The sequence below is a fragment of the Fimbriimonadaceae bacterium genome (genome assembly GCA_023957775.1).
Taxonomy (GTDB): Bacteria; Armatimonadota; Fimbriimonadia; order Fimbriimonadales; family Fimbriimonadaceae; genus JAMLGR01.
The window spans coordinates 116,941-131,073 of the sequence record JAMLGR010000012.1; the positions used below are offsets into that span (position 1 = coordinate 116,941).

Annotated in this window: 13 protein-coding genes and 1 tRNA gene; 7 read left to right on the forward strand and 7 right to left on the reverse strand. The window is 68.0% G+C overall.

Annotated elements, in window-relative coordinates; translation table 11 throughout:
- Window positions 1-8: 8 nt before the first annotated feature.
- From M9921_11245 to M9921_11270, 6 genes are read left to right on the forward strand one after another with little or no spacing between them, the layout of a single operon-like run.
- Window positions 9-761, forward strand: a complete 753-nt coding sequence (locus M9921_11245; GenBank protein ID MCO5297422.1) for a histidinol phosphatase — start codon at window positions 9-11, stop codon at window positions 759-761.
- Window positions 758-1,168 carry a Holliday junction resolvase RuvX gene (gene ruvX / locus M9921_11250; GenBank protein MCO5297423.1) on the forward strand — a complete coding sequence of 137 codons (411 nt, stop codon included), beginning with the start codon at window positions 758-760 and terminating at the stop codon, window positions 1,166-1,168. Before M9921_11245 ends, ruvX begins: the two co-directional genes overlap by 4 nt.
- A complete protein-coding gene (mltG, locus tag M9921_11255; protein MCO5297424.1) occupies window positions 1,149-2,150 on the forward strand; it encodes an endolytic transglycosylase MltG in 1,002 nt (333 codons plus the stop codon). Before ruvX ends, mltG begins: the two co-directional genes overlap by 20 nt.
- The gene (locus tag M9921_11260) at window positions 2,147-3,247 is read left to right on the forward strand and encodes a YqeG family HAD IIIA-type phosphatase (protein ID MCO5297425.1); all 1,101 of its coding nucleotides are present in this window, start codon (window positions 2,147-2,149) and stop codon (window positions 3,245-3,247) included. Before mltG ends, M9921_11260 begins: the two co-directional genes overlap by 4 nt.
- Complete coding sequence (gene aroE, locus M9921_11265) at window positions 3,244-4,053, forward strand: shikimate dehydrogenase (GenBank protein ID MCO5297426.1); 810 nt, start codon at window positions 3,244-3,246, stop codon at window positions 4,051-4,053. Before M9921_11260 ends, aroE begins: the two co-directional genes overlap by 4 nt.
- Window positions 4,050-4,973 (forward strand): L-threonylcarbamoyladenylate synthase, encoded by a 924-nt coding sequence (locus M9921_11270; GenBank protein ID MCO5297427.1) that lies wholly within the window; start codon window positions 4,050-4,052, stop codon window positions 4,971-4,973. Before aroE ends, M9921_11270 begins: the two co-directional genes overlap by 4 nt.
- On the opposite strand, the gene M9921_11275 is transcribed toward M9921_11270, so the two are convergent.
- The 7 genes from M9921_11275 to M9921_11305 all read right to left on the reverse strand — a co-directional run bounded on the left by M9921_11275 (window position 4,974) and on the right by M9921_11305 (window position 13,915).
- A complete protein-coding gene (locus M9921_11275) occupies window positions 4,974-5,759 on the reverse strand; it encodes a hypothetical protein (protein MCO5297428.1) in 786 nt (261 codons plus the stop codon).
- Window positions 5,756-7,609 carry an APC family permease gene (locus tag M9921_11280; GenBank protein MCO5297429.1) on the reverse strand — a complete coding sequence of 618 codons (1,854 nt, stop codon included), beginning with the start codon at window positions 7,607-7,609 and terminating at the stop codon, window positions 5,756-5,758. Before M9921_11280 ends, M9921_11275 begins: the two co-directional genes overlap by 4 nt.
- Before the next feature lie 32 nt (window positions 7,610-7,641).
- Window positions 7,642-8,697 carry an amidohydrolase family protein gene (locus tag M9921_11285; protein ID MCO5297430.1) on the reverse strand — a complete coding sequence of 352 codons (1,056 nt, stop codon included), beginning with the start codon at window positions 8,695-8,697 and terminating at the stop codon, window positions 7,642-7,644.
- Complete coding sequence (dprA, locus tag M9921_11290) at window positions 8,694-9,725, reverse strand: DNA-processing protein DprA (protein ID MCO5297431.1); 1,032 nt, start codon at window positions 9,723-9,725, stop codon at window positions 8,694-8,696. The genes M9921_11285 and dprA overlap by 4 nt, the downstream gene beginning before the upstream one ends.
- A 14-nt stretch (window positions 9,726-9,739) precedes the next feature.
- Window positions 9,740-11,386, reverse strand: coding sequence for a PQQ-binding-like beta-propeller repeat protein (locus M9921_11295; GenBank protein MCO5297432.1), 1,647 nt, complete (start codon window positions 11,384-11,386; stop codon window positions 9,740-9,742).
- Between the two features lie 144 nt (window positions 11,387-11,530).
- Entirely contained in the window at window positions 11,531-12,211 is a 681-nt protein-coding gene (locus M9921_11300) for a polysaccharide deacetylase family protein (GenBank protein ID MCO5297433.1), read from the reverse strand.
- Window positions 12,212-12,217: 6 nt separating this feature from the next.
- Window positions 12,218-13,915, reverse strand: a complete 1,698-nt coding sequence (locus M9921_11305; protein ID MCO5297434.1) for a hypothetical protein — start codon at window positions 13,913-13,915, stop codon at window positions 12,218-12,220.
- A 96-nt stretch (window positions 13,916-14,011) separates the two neighbouring features.
- On the opposite strand from M9921_11305, the gene M9921_11310 reads away from it, so the two are divergent.
- Window positions 14,012-14,088: transfer RNA gene (locus M9921_11310), tRNA-Ile, on the forward strand.
- Window positions 14,089-14,133: the final 45 nt, after the last annotated feature.

Below are 14,133 nucleotides of genomic sequence, written 5' to 3' on the forward strand. Positions count from 1 at the left end.
ATTGCCGAATGTCGCCACGGCTCGAATTCGCCCTGGATGCGGTCGTCAAAGCCGGGCGCGGCACCCTCGCCCACTTTCAAATCGGGACCCCGGTGGAGCTTAAGGCCGACGCGTCGCCGGTGACCGTCGCGGATCGAGAAGCCGAAACCACCGTGCGCGCGATGCTGGCTCGGGCCTATCCGGGAGAGGCGATCCTCGGCGAGGAGGAGGGGGCCTCGGGCTCGGGCGCGGGCCGCTGGGTGCTCGACCCCATCGATGGGACCAAATCCTTCATCAGCGGCGTGCCGCTCTTTGCGACCCTGCTCGCCTACGAGATCGAGGGCGTGCCCCAACTGGGGGCGTGCTACTTTCCCGCGCTCGACGAGATGGTCCATGCGGAGCGCGGCCAAGGCGCGTTCTGGAACGGCCGCCCGTGCCGGGTCTCCGCCCAAAGCGATTTGGCGAGCGCCGTGCTCGCGTGCGGGAGCCACAAGGCCTTCGACGAGCACGGACGCCTGGACGGCCTCATCGACCTCGCGCACCGCACGCGCGCCACGCGCACGTGGGGCGACGCCTTCGGGTACGCGCTCGTGGCCACGGGAAGGGTCGAGGCGATGATCGACCCGATCGTCGCGCGCTGGGATCTGGCCGCGATGGAAGTGATCGTCGAAGAGGCCGGAGGGCGCTTCACCGACTTCGACGGCGGCCTCCACCCGAGCACGTGCGCGGTGGCCTCGAACGGATGGCTCCACGAGTCGGTGCTCGAGGCTTTCCGCAGATGAGGGTCGTGGCCGTGGATTTCGGTTCGAAGCGCATCGGGCTGGCGGTCGGCGACTCCGACCTGCGCGTGGCCTCACCGCTCGAAACCCTGGCGGCTTCCGGCTCGCTCCAACGCGACGCCCGTGCGATCGACGAAGTGGCGCGGCGCGAGGAGGCCGGGGCGCTGGTCGTGGGCTTGCCGTTGGACGAGCGGGGCGAGTCCACGGCGATGTCGCGGGTCTGCGCGCAGCTCGCCGAGCGTTTGGAAGAGTTGAAGTGGACCGTACACACCCAGGACGAGTCGATGAGCAGCATCCAGGCCGAAGCGGGCCTGGTCTACGACAAGGCGAGCCAGCGGCGCCGGCGCCGGGACGCGGCGGCGGCGTGCGTGATCCTCGAGAGGTTTTTTGATGCCCAAGGCGCGTCGTAAGGTCGGACGGTGGATCGTCGTCGCCGCGCTCATGGCGCTCGCGGGCGCCGCGCTGTGGCTCCAGCGAGAGATCGAACCCACCGCCCCCGGCCCCGCCTTCTACGTGCGCATCGATCGCGCCACCCCATTGGAGCGCGTTCTGGCGGACCTGCAGGCCAAGGGGGCGGTGCGCAACGCGGCGGCGATGCGCTTCTACGCCCTGCTGCGCCGCAAGGCGCAGGACGTGGGCACAGGCACCTTCGAGTTGCGGCCGGGCCTGAGGCCGGACCCCCTCCTGGCCGCGCTCCGCAAGCCGGTGCGGCAGATGGTGCGCATACCCGAGACGAACTGGAGCACCCGCACCGCGAACATCCTCGAGCGGGAAGGGGTCACCACCGCCGCCCAGTACAACGAGTGGGTGGCCAAACCCGAGGCGTTCGAGGGGTACGTGCAGTTCCCGCTGCCGAAGGACAGCCTCGAGGGCTACCTGTACCCCGACACCTACGACCTGCCGCCTCTCCTCGGGGCCGAGCAGGTGGTGAGGCGCCAGTTGAAGAACTTTGAGAAGCGGGTGTGGACGGGGCTCGACCGGCCCAAGGACCTGCACCGGGTGCTCACCGTGGCGTCGCTCGTCGAGCTGGAGGTCATGCGCGACGAGGAGCGCCCGATCGTGGCGGGTGTCATCGAGAATCGGCTCGCCCGAAACATGCGTCTCCAGATCGACGCGACCGTGTTGTTTGCGATGAAGAAGTGGCAGAACCTGACGTTCAAGCAGATTCGGGAGACGGACTCGCCCTACAACACGTATCTCCACGCCGGGCTGCCCCCGGGACCGATCTGCTCGCCGAGCGTGAAGAGCATCGAAGGCGCGCTGCACCCCGCGAAGCACAACTACCTCTACTACGTGGCGCTGCCCGACGGCCGCCACCTCTTCTCGGCGACCTACTCGGAACACCTTAAGAACATCCAGAAGCGGAAGGCGGCTCTGGCGGAGCGGCCGTGAGCGGCTTTCCCATCGGCGATTTCGATCGCTCCGCCGTGCCGTTCCTGCTCCGGCGCGTGTGTCCCCTCCAGTCGGTCGAAACGCTCGTGGACGTGGATCTGGACCAACTTCACGCCAAGGGGAAGACGCTGATTCTGCTCGACGTGGACAACACCCTTCTCCCGTGGCGGGGTCTCGAGATTCCCGCGACCACCCGTGCCTGGATCGCCCACGCGCGACAGTTGGGGTTCAAGATGTGCATCCTGAGCAACACCCGCCACCCCGAGCGGTTGGAGCGTCTCGCGGGAGAGCTGGACATCGCCTTCCGGCGCGGGCGGTTCAAACCCAGCACCCACATGTACCAGATGGCGCTCGACGAGTTCGGGGTCGAGGCGGACGAAGCCGTGATGATCGGCGACCAGCTCTTCACGGACGTGCTGGGTGCGAACCGCGCAGGCATCGACTCCGTGTGGGTGCGCCCGATGACGGGGCGGGACTTCATCGGCACGAAGGTGAGCCGCATGGGCGAGTTCCTGGTGCGCCGGACGTTCCACCGCGCCCTGCGGAAAGAGGGGGATTTGATGCAGAATGGCGCGGTGTCCGCAACCTCCTCGCTGATGGGGCGGCCGGTGGTCCGCCAGTTCATCAAGTTCTGCATCGTGGGTGGAACCTCCACCGTGATCGACGTGGGGTTGCACTACGTGCTGATGTTCGTGCTCACGGTGAACGGCGAGCTGCTCTCGCTCGCGTTCGGCCGCTGGCTCCTCACCGCGACCGGCAGCGTGGCTCCCGACGCGGGCGACGCGACGCAGATCAGCTTCACCGTGTTCAAGGTGGTGTCCGCGAGCGTCGCGATCCTCAACTCCTTCATCTGGAATCGGCGGTGGACCTTCCGCATCCGCGGCAAGGAGGACCGGCACCGGCAGTTGGTGAAGTTCGTGGCCGTGGCCGTGATCGGGATGGTGCTGAACACGCTGATCGCTTCGGGCCTGAACTCGGTGATCCCGGGCCATCCCAAGCGGTCTTGGGCCATCGCGACCGCGGTCGCCACCGTCGCCGTCGCCTTCTGGAACTTCATGGGGCAGAAGCTCTGGACCTTCCGCGCCAAGCCGCAATGAGCGTCTTCGAGTGGCGGGACGCGCCCGATGGGCTGGCGTACGCCGTTCTCGGCGATCCGGTGGGGCACTCCTGGTCGCCCGCGATGCACAACGCGGCGTTCGAGGCGTTGGGGATGCGCGAGCGCTACGGCGCGATCCGCGTGCCGTCCGGGGAGTTGCGGGCAGCCCTGGAACGGCTGGCCGCTCAGGGGGCGCGAGGGGTGAACATCACGGTGCCGCTGAAGGCCGAGGCGTTGGCGTGGGCGTCCCATCCCGATGCGCTCGCCGTGCGCGTCGGCGCGGCGAACACGTTGGACTTGGCGGCGGGAAGGGCGACCAACACCGACGTGCCGGGCTTTAGGGAGGCTTTGGAGGGGCTGGATCCCCTGCCGCGCTCGGTGGCGGTGCTCCTGGGGGCCGGAGGCGCCGCGCGGGCCGCAGCGGTGGCCCTGGCCGACGCGGGCTTCGAGCTGCGCGTGTTCAACCGAACGCGCGCGCGCGCCGAGCAGATGTTGGCGGAGCTGGGGCTGGACGGCACCGTGTTGGAGGAGCCCAACGCCCGGGATGCGGGAGTGGTGGTGAACGCGACCTCGGGCGGGCTGCATGGCGATGGCGTGGCGGTCGATTGGGACGGTCTGGCGCCGGGCGCCGTGGCGATGGACCTCGCCTACGGACCCGCCGCGGAGCCCTTCGTCCGTGCCGCGACGGGGCGGGTCGCTCGCGTGGCCGACGGCAAATCGATGTTGGTGGCCCAGGGGGCGCTCTCTTTTGAGTGGTGGACGGGCATTCGGGCGCCCCGAGAAGTCATGCTTAGAGCGATTCCATGAAGATCCTGGCCCCGACCCCCGAGAACATCGCGCTGGCCGCCGCCGCTCTCCAGCGAGGCGAGCTGGTGGTGATCCCGACCGAGACCGTCTACGGGCTGGCCGCCGACGCGACCAACCCCGACGCGATCCGACGCGTGTACGAGGCCAAGGGTCGGCCGAAGGAGAACCCTTTGATCGTGCACCTGGCCGCGCCGGACCAGCTCAACGAAGTGGGCAGCGAGGTGCCCGAGATCGCGCACCAGCTCGCGGAGCGCTTCTGGCCCGGCCCGCTCACCCTGGTCGTGCCCAAACACCCGGACCTGCCGCTGGACGTCACCGGTGGATTGGACACGGTGGCGGTGCGCATGCCGGACCACGGGGTCGCGCTCGCGCTGTTGGCGATGGCGAACCGTCCGGTCGCCGCGCCCAGCGCCAACCAGTACATGCACCTTTCGCCGACCAAAATAGAACATATCGACGAAGGGATCGCGAAGCATGCGAGTTTGGCGCTGAACGGGGGCCCTTGCTCGGTGGGCGTGGAGTCCACCGTGATCGACCTCACGTGCGACCCGCCTCGGCTGCTGCGTCCCGGAGGGGTTTCGCGAGGCGATCTCCAAGCGGCGTTGGGCGGACCCCTGAGCGCGGCGCCTCCCAACGGGCCCCGGCGCTCGCCAGGCATGGCCGAGCGCCACTACGCGCCCAACGCGGAGCTGCGGCTCGTGGATTTGTTGGACGACGAGGATGCGGGGCTCTGCTTCGCGGATCCCGCGGGGCCGCACCAGATCGAGATGCCGGAGGACCCCCAAGCCTACGCCGCCGCCCTCTACGGAGCGCTGCACGCCCTGGACGGCATGGCCGGCGTGATCTGCGTGGAGAGTCCCCCCGAAACGCCCGAGTGGGAAGCCGTCTGGGACCGCCTCCGCCGCGCCAGCGCCAAGTAGCTACTGGGCGCCGCGGACGAAGACGACGATGTCGGCGACCTTCTCCAGAACCGAACGGACGAGCTTCTGGTTCGCCTCCATCTTCACCGGATCCGGCGAGAGCGGCACGACCACGTGCGACGTGTTGATCTCGTTCGCGACCTCCTGGACCGCCGAGGCGAGATCGCGGCCGCGCTCCAGCCTTGCGGTGGCGTTGATGTTCCGCTCCGCCAGGTAGGCCTTGCCGTGGTCGATGGCCTTCGCGGCCAGCTCCTCATCCTCCGGCATCGGCGCCTGCAGGGGAAGGTCCCGAGGCATCAGCACGACGTAGACGAGCACGATGCGTGCGAGCAGCGTGTCCGCGATCTTCGAACCGAGGTGCAGGGCCGCGCGGTCGTTGTCGTCGCCGAAGAGGCACACCAGCACCTGCTCGTCCGTGGAAGGGGGCGCCTGCTTCTTCTTCTTGGGCTCCTCGACGAGCAGGTCGAGCGAGCGCCGCGCCTCTTCCACGGAGGCGGCGATGGGGAGTTGGGAGCGCACTTCGGGGACGGTCTTCAGCACCTCGAGGATCGGCGCGGGCACCGCGGCGACGATGATGCGCGCGTCGTGCTCCTTGATGAAGTCCATCGCGTCGTGGAACGTCTCGGCGCCCTCGGGGGTGGCTTCGGTCAGGCCCGAGCAGTCGATGATCACGCCGGTGGGATGCCGCTTCAAGGTGAGCGAGATGGCGGTGTGGATCGTGTCCCAGAAGTTCGAGCGCAAGGCTCCGGACAGGACGATCACGTCTTCATACGATTCGACGATCATTTCAGGAAGTACCTCACGTTGGTGATCACGACGTTCTTGCGGCTGCGCAGGGCCATCTTGAGCCCCACCGCCGCGTTGTTGTGCAGCAGGCCCTGCCACCACCGCTTGGGCACGGCCTGGGGCACGATGACTGTGATGATGTGGTCGGGCTCCTCTGCGAGATACTGGTCGATGTAGTCCGTGATGGGTTCGATCAGCGATCGGTAGGGCGATTCGAGGATCACGAGCGGAATGTCCGCCCCGAACCGGTTCCAATCGCTCTTCACTTGATCGACGGTCGCGGGGTCCAGGGTCACGTGGATCGCGCGGCAGTCCTCGGCCATCGATTTCGCGTACGCGATGGCCTGCAGGATGCCCCGGTGCAGGCGTGGGGCGAGGAGGAGGACGGTGGTTTTGACCGGCACGAGGGCGTCGCGGGGGCGGAGCGAAAGCTGGTTCGCCAGGTACAGGTAGTGCCTTCGGATGCCCCAGAACACGACCATCATCACTGACAGCGCGATGAGCAGGATGTACGCGCCTTCGGCGAAGCGCGTGACCAGCAGGATCAGCGTCACGAGGCCCGTGGTGAGGGCGCCGAATGCGCTCACGTACGTCTTCCACGTGACCTGCTTGGCGCGCACCCACTTGGCGACCATGCCGGACTGGCTGAGCGTGAACGAGAGGAAGACGCCCGCGGCGTAGAGCGGGATGAGCGAGTGCGTGTTCGCGTTGAAGAGCAGAATCAGCGCGACGGAGAGCACGGCCAGCACGATGATGCCGTTCTGGTAGACGAGCTTGTCGCCGACCGAGGTGAGCTGGCGGGGAAGGTATCCGTCGCGCGCGATGAACTGAGAGAGGCGCGGGAAGTCGGCGAACCCGGTGTTCGCCGCGAGGAACAGGATCATGGCCGTGACTGTAAGGATCGCAAAGGAGCCCGGCCCCTCCCCCCACACGGCGAACGCGATCTGCGCCACGACGGTTCGGTAGCCCTCCTCGTGGAAGTCCATGGGGGTGATGCCGAAGTGCTGGGCGCTCCAACTGATGCCGAGCACCAGGGACGTGAGCAGCGCGGCCATCAGCAGCAGCGTGCGGGAGGCGTTCTTGGCCTCCGGGGGGCGGAACGCCTGAACCCCGTCTGCGATCGCCTCGGTGCCGGTCAGCGCGGTGCACCCGGCGGCGAAGGCCCGGATGAGCAGGTAAGCGCCGAGGGCCAGGCTGGGCTCGTGGCCGAGGGGCAGGGTATGCGGCTGGGGCGGATGCCCTCCGGCGGTGCCCTTGTAGAAGCCCCAACCCACGAGGGCGAGCACGAGCACGACGAACGAGTAGGTCGGCACCGCGAAGATGATCCCGCTCTCCTTCGCCCCGCGCAGGTTCAGGATCATGAGCACGAGCACCGCGAAGCTGGCCATCGCCGCCCCGAAGGGCTGCAGCTCGGGGGCCATCGAAACGATGGCGGCCGCGCCGGCCGAGACGGACACCGCGACCGTGAGGACGTAGCCGATCAGGAGCGCCGCGCCCGCGACGAGCCCGAACCAGGGACCGAGGTTTTCGGACGAGACGCGGTACGAGCCGCCGCCCTGCGGGTAGGCCTGGATCGTCTGGATGTAGCTGAACACCACGATCCACAGCAACGCGATGAGGGCCAGCGAAATGGGGACGAGGTAGAGCAGCGACTCGGGCCGAAGCTGGGTTGCCGAAGCGGCCAACACCAGCACGAGGAGGATCTCCTCGCTGGCGTACGCGACCGAAGAGAGCGCGTCGGAAGCGAAGACGGGAAGGCCGAAGATGATCGGGAGCCGTTCGTGGTGCGCATGCTTCGTCGCGATCGGCTTGCCCACCAGCAGCCGCTTCAAAGTGCTCCACATACTCATCGACGGGTGTTAGTTTGGCACGACGGGAGACCCTAGACGCGTTCTCTGATGCGCCGATCGAGGATCTCGTAGTCGAGGCTCATTTCGATATAGGCGCGGGCTCGGCCTTTCCACCCCAACAACTTGCGGGGGTTGAGGCAGCAGAGCCGAACCGCGGTTTCGGTGCCGAAATCGTCCGCGATGTTTCGGAACGCGTCGAGCAAGGTGATCGCGCTGCCGGCCAAGGCCCCGGAATCGGCGAGGCGGACCTCGCCACGGGTGGTCTCGCACCGGTGTCCCCACATCTCGATGTACTGGCCGGGCGGCATGCCGCTGGCCATCGTGCTGTCGCTCACGGCCACGACGTTGTCCTCGGGCTTGACGCTGAGGAGCAGCGCGGCGGCCTCCTTGGAAACGTGGCTGCGGTCGTAGATGAGTTCGGACATCAGGTCGCGGTTGGCGAGCGCGTAGCCGACGGCGCCCGCCTCGCGGTGGTGGAATCCGCGCATCGCGTTGAACGTATGGGTCGTGTGCGTCGCGCCGAACTCGTAGCCGTGCCGCGCTTCGTCGTAGGTGGCGTTGGTGTGCCCCATGCCCACGCGTACGTCGCGGGAGGTCAGGCGCCGGATGAGGTCGAGGGCGTTCGGGCGCTCCGGAGCGAGGGTGACGACCTTCAGCTTCGGATGATCGAGAATGGCGTCCCACTCGCCAGGCGCAACGGGGGGATCGATGATCGCCTCCGGCGGCTGCGCTCCGGGGAAGTCTGGGCTCAGGAACGGGCCCTCGAGGTGGAATCCGCCGATCAGCGGATCGTCGGGGAGCTGGTCGATCGCCCTTTGGACATCCGACGCCGGGGCGGTGACCGTGGTCGGCAGAAACGCCTCGTAGCCGCACCCTTCGAGGCGTCGGCAAAGGGTGAGCAGGTCGGCCTGCGTCGCGCTCATGAAGTCGATGCCGAAGGCGCCGTGGATGTGGATGTCGACGAATCCGGGAACGAGCAGCAGCTCCGGCGGGCGGCTGACCCGTTCGAACGAAGGCACACTGGTGCTCCAGTCCACCTCGTAGGTCCCAAAGCCGCTCGGCCCGAGAAAGTCCGCAATATATTTCATGGTTTGCGCGCGTATCCCCCCTGCTCGCGCAGGACGTGGCCGGAGAGCTCCAGCATGGTGAGCTCCACCATGACTTCCGAGGCGTCCAGTCCCGACCGGTCCACCACATGTTCGGCGGATTGAGGGGTTGTTGCCAAGGTGTCGAGAATACGCTTCTGCACTTTGGTCAGCGTATCGGGAGACTTTTCTTGCGAAAAGGGTTCCAAGCCCAGGCTTTCCAGCACCTGGTCCGGGTGGTCGACGAGCGACGCGCCGTCGCGGATCAAGGCGTGCGAACCGCGAAACTTGAGGTTCTCGATGTTGGCGGGGACGACGAACACGGGGCGGCCCAGGTCGTTGGACGCGTGCGCGGTGGAAAGGGCCCCCGAGCGCTCTGGCGCCTCGACCACGAGCAGGGCCTGGCTGAGCGCGGCGACGACGTGGTTGCGCAGGAGAAAGCGATACGGGGTGGCGACGATGCCGGCGGCGAACTGGGAGACGAGGCACCCGCTTTCGCGGATCTTCCGGAACAGCCCGGCGTGGACGGCGGGGTACACCTTGTCGATCCCGTTGGCGAGCACGGCCACGGTGGCGCCGCCCGCCTCCAGCGCGCCGTGGTGCGCGGCGGCGTCGATGCCGAGCGCCCCGCCGCTGACGACGGTGACGCCCGCGCGCGCGAACGCCTCGGCGAACTTGTGCGCGGCGGCCTTGCCGTACGTGCTTGCGCCGCGCGTGCCGACGATGCCCACGGTCGGTCGGTGGAGGCACGCCGTATCGCCCCAGGCGAAGAGCGCGGGCGCGGGTTCGGATTGCGCGAGAGGTTCGGGGTAGTCGGGTTCCAGGAGCAGTCGGGCGCCCTCCTCCAGGGCGCGCTCGAGCGCGCCGATGTCGGCCTTCTCGGCGCGTTGCCGTTCGGCAGGCGTGAGCCGGGGGTGGGAGAGGAGCCGCTCCGCGCCGCTGTTCAAAGGGCCGAGCGCTTTTGCAAGCGCCCGGCCCTTGGACGGGTGCGTCTCAGCCGCGAGCAGTCGCTGCCAAAACGCCGGTTGCATGGGGTCGGTCGACGTTAGCCGCCGCCTCCCCCGCCGCGGGTGCCGCCGCCCACGCCGCCGATGGCGCCGCCCTTGCCTCTGCCGGCGGCACCGCCGCCGGTGGTGTCCTGGTCGCCCGTGGGGCGGACCAGCGGGGGCAGCGAGTTGTCGACGACGAGCGAGTAGGATTTGCGGGTCTCGTTGCCCATCCAGTCGCTCACGGTCACGGTGATCTTCTTGCGGCCGTTGCTGAGCGGCTTGTTCTTGCCGAGGCTGGAGATGCGCGAGATGGCGATGCCGTCCCGTCCGAACTCGTGCTCGAGCTCGGTCCCGTCCACGTCGATCTTGAGGCTCTTGTTGTCGATGCCGGACGCCTCGTCCTGGATCTTGAAGATCAGCTCGAGCGGTGGTTGGCCCGAGACAAGGTCGCCCATGTTCGGCCAGAGCATCTCGACGTCGGGAGACGTAAGGTCCACGCCGGTCTTGCGGTCGAACGCGAGCAAGCTGCCATCCTCGACGAGCACGAAGAGCGTGCTGCCTCCGAGGACCGCGGGTCCGGTGGCGGCCACCGCGAGCACTTCGGTGCTGGTGGGCTGCGTCTTCTGTTGTCCGCCGCCCTTGCCGCCGGCAACGCCGCCCACTCCGCCGCCGCCGGGATCGGCGCCTTGGCCGCCGGTCGCGGGCGCGTTGGAGGAGGTGATCGTGGGCCGGACGAGGTAGCTCCACACGGTCTGTCCGTTCTTCGGGTTGATCAGGTTGAGGGCGCCGTTGGTGGTCGGCGCGAGGAACATCGTGCCGACGGCCGAGGGGCGCACGGCCGGGAGCGAGCCGAGCTCGACCGGGTTGAAGAGTTGGCGCCGCAGATCGAGGTCGAAGCCCAGGGCCTTGCCTTCGCGAGTGACGACGAAGACGCCTTCGGCCGAGACGGCCGGGGCGCGGCCGAGCTGTTCGCGCGTGTCGATCTGGCCGCGGCCGCCGCCGGTGACGGCGTTGACCGCCGCGACGAAGGGACCGCTGATCACGTAGACGTTGTCGCCGTAGACCACGGGGAACGCGTCGGGCCCGATCTGGGTGAAGCGCGCCCGCCAGACGGTTTTCTGGGTGGTGACGTCGATGGCGCGGAGTTCGGAGGTCGCGGTGAACAGGAGGACGTTGCCGTTGTGCGCGCCGAGGTTGCGGTTGAGGCCGTCGAAGACTTTGTAGGGTCCAGGCCACAGGGGCTGACCGTCCGCCGCGTTGATCGCCATGAGCGAGTTGTCCGACAGGGCGACGACGACGGCGTTCTCCACGAGGACGGGTTCGCCGATGACGGGCACGGGCAGGATGTACTGCCACTTGGCGTTGCCGGTGGCGGCGTCGACGGCGAAGACGGTTTTGTTGTCCGCGGCGGCGACGATCGTGTCCCCGGCTTTCAGCACGCCGGATCGGAAGTAGCCTTCGATGGGGAGCCCGGCGGGGTAGCGCCACTTCTGGTTGCCCGTGGCCTTGTCGAGCGCGTAGATGCGTTGCCCGACCGCGACGTAGACGGTGTCGTCGACGACGAGCGGTGCGCCGAGCGGGGCCGCCGGCGTGGGTTGCGTCCACCGCCACGCGACGGGAGCGGGTCCATCGAACTGCGCGGCCGCGATGCCGGTGAGCATGGCGAGCGCGGTACCGAGCGCGAGTGTTCGCTTGATGTGCATGAGAAACCGTTCCTCCAAAGTCAGCCCGGAGACGAGCGACCCTTCCGTCATTTTAGCGAGGGAGGGGGTCGGTTGTCTACGAAGGGTTGTTGTGTAGGTTAGACGCTTCGCGTCGGTTTGTGGTTTGTGGTTTGTGGTTTCGCCTTACGGGAGTTTGGGGCGGATGTGGAGTTTGTAGAGCAGCTTGGGCAGGGCGTCGCTGAACGCGACGACGATTCTCGGCAGGGCGAGGGGATCGTCGGCGGGTTCGGCGGCGCGTTTTCCCAGCGCGAGGGCGACCTGGATCCCCTGCTCGGCCAGCACCGTTCGGGTCGTCGCCGAGCACGCGCCGTAGGGGTAGCAGAAACTGCTGGGTTCGAGCCCTTCGCTTTGGAGTCGGCGTTGGGCCTGTTCGACCTCTTGGGCGAAGGCGGGGGCGTCCATGGCGGAGGCGCGCACGTGGGTGATGGTGTGGTTTCCAATTTCAAACCCTTGGGCTTGGGCCTCGCGCAGGGCATCCCAGTCGGCGAGGGGGCGCGCCTGCTCGCCGTCCCAGGCCGAGGTGGCGCCCACGAGCGAGGGGACCGCGTAGAGAGAGGCGCGCGCGCCTTCGGAGAGGAGCACGGGCAGTCCATGTTCCACGGTGGACGCGTAGGCGTCGTCGAACGTGAGGCACACGGCCCGGGCGGGCCAGGGCTCGGCGAGTTCGCGAGCCAGGGCGAAGCGGGCCCCGCGCCGCGCGAAGTACCGCACGTGCGCGCGCAGCCGTGCGGGGTCCACGTTCAGCCGCCGCCCCTCCTCCGCTTCGGAGCCCACCTTGTGGTAGCAGAGGATCGGCACGGCCATGGGGGATTATGGTCGTTTGTCGTTCGCAAACGCCGCCCATGCCGGCTGCACGGCATCCACCCACTTCTGGTACGCGTCCTTGGCTGCCGGGGTGCGCGCGAGCAGGAGGCCGACGCCGTACCCAGCGGGCGTTTCGGCGACGGTTTTGCGTTGGTTGGGGGGAGTGCCTTCGGCCACGAGCCAGAGGGCGGTTCGCCAATCGCCCCGCTCGAGGAAGGAGTTGGCCAGTGCGGCGATTTGGGCGGGACCGTTTCTGTGTTCGAACGCCTTCTCGACGAGGTCGGTTTGGCCGCGCATCCACGCGCCGGTTTCGGTGCCTTCGACGAGGAGCTTTTGCTCGACGAGCCACACCACGTCGCTGGCGGACATACCGGGTGTGAGGAGGAGTTCGCGCGGGAGGATCTTCCGCACGGCTTCTTCTTGGACGCCGAGGGCGCCTTGTTCCCACGCTCGTCGCGCTTCGTGGAGGTAGGTGGCTGGCGTGGGCGGCGGGAAGAGGGTTTCGGCGATCTTGTCGAGCGACGCGTGGTCGGTCACGATCCAGAGTCGCGTTTGGTCGGCCGGTCCGCCTCCCCGGGCGCTTCGGGCCATTCGGGCGAGCCGGGTGAGCGCGGGGTTGGCGGGTGGGACGAGCCGGTACTTCATGCCGGAGCGGGGCTCGGGTCGGTCGATTTGGAGGCAGAGGGTGCGGACGGTGGCGGTGGGTCCGTTCGAGAACGGCCCGAAGGGGCGAGGTTCGACGAACTGGAAGTTGGCGTTGGTGGAGAGGAGGGTGGACTGGCCCTCGCCGTCGAGGTTCTGGAGGCCCCACCCGGCGGGGATGAAGAGTCTGGAGACGCCTTCGGGCCACGACGTGCAGGCGATGGTGGCGGTGTTCATGTCCTGGGCGTCGATGGCGAACTCGAGGTTGTTGAAGTCGCCGGTGGTGAGGGGTTCCTGTTTTCCGTCGCGTTCGATGGAGGCGAACTCCTGATCGTCCTGCACGGGGTCTCCACCGGGCAGAAACGCGTTGCTGTGCTCCTCGGGCTGGATGTTGATTTCGCAGCGGCAGATCACGCGGGGAGCGCGGTCCGAGAGGAGGTCGGGCAGGTAGATGTCGTATTCCGCGGTGTAGGTGGTCTTGGGCCCTTGAGTACGCAGCGAGCTGCCGTCGGGCAAGGTGGTGGTGCGGTAGAGGGAAGAGGCGATGGTCAGCTCGTAGGTGCGGTACTGGACGTGGCGGCCGAGGTAGGAGCAGGGGGTGGTGTTCGTGCAGTCGAGCCGGAAGTGCTGCTGATACGCGGGGTTGGTGAGCAGATCGCCCCGCGCGAGCGCTTGCACATCGGCGTCGACCCCTGCGGCGAACCCTTCAGGGTTGGGGATCCCGAACTTTCGGAAGTCGCTCATGAGCGCCCGACCTGTTTGGCTGACCAGCCTGGGCTCGGCGGTGAGCCGGTGCCCTCCCGGGCACGGTAGGTCGCACGAGAGGTCGCAGACCGAGTGCGTGACGTGTCCGATCTTTGGTCCTTCGCACAAATTGTCGCAGCTCAACGCTTCGGAGCGCCAAGAGCCCCCTCCGGCCACCTTCCAGCTCCAGGAGAGGTCGAGGAACGTCTGCGTTCCGGGCCACTGGTACGAGATGGATCCCGGGCCGGGCAGATCCGGCACATCGGCGCGGGCGGGGCACGCGGCGAGGAGGGTGCAGGCAAGGAGCAGGGCCTTCATGGTGGAAGGATAAGCCACTCTCCGTGCCACGAGCAAGTCCGTGCGTCGGGGTTGCGCTCCGCGGGCGTTGCTCTGGGGGTATCCTTCTCCGTCGTCGGGCTCATAGCTCAGTTGGTTAGAGCGCGCCCCTGATAAGGGCGAGGTCGCTAGTTCGAATCTAGCTGGGCCCACCACGAGATTTGCGGTGTTCTGCTGCGTCCTCGAAAGCGAGCGAAGCG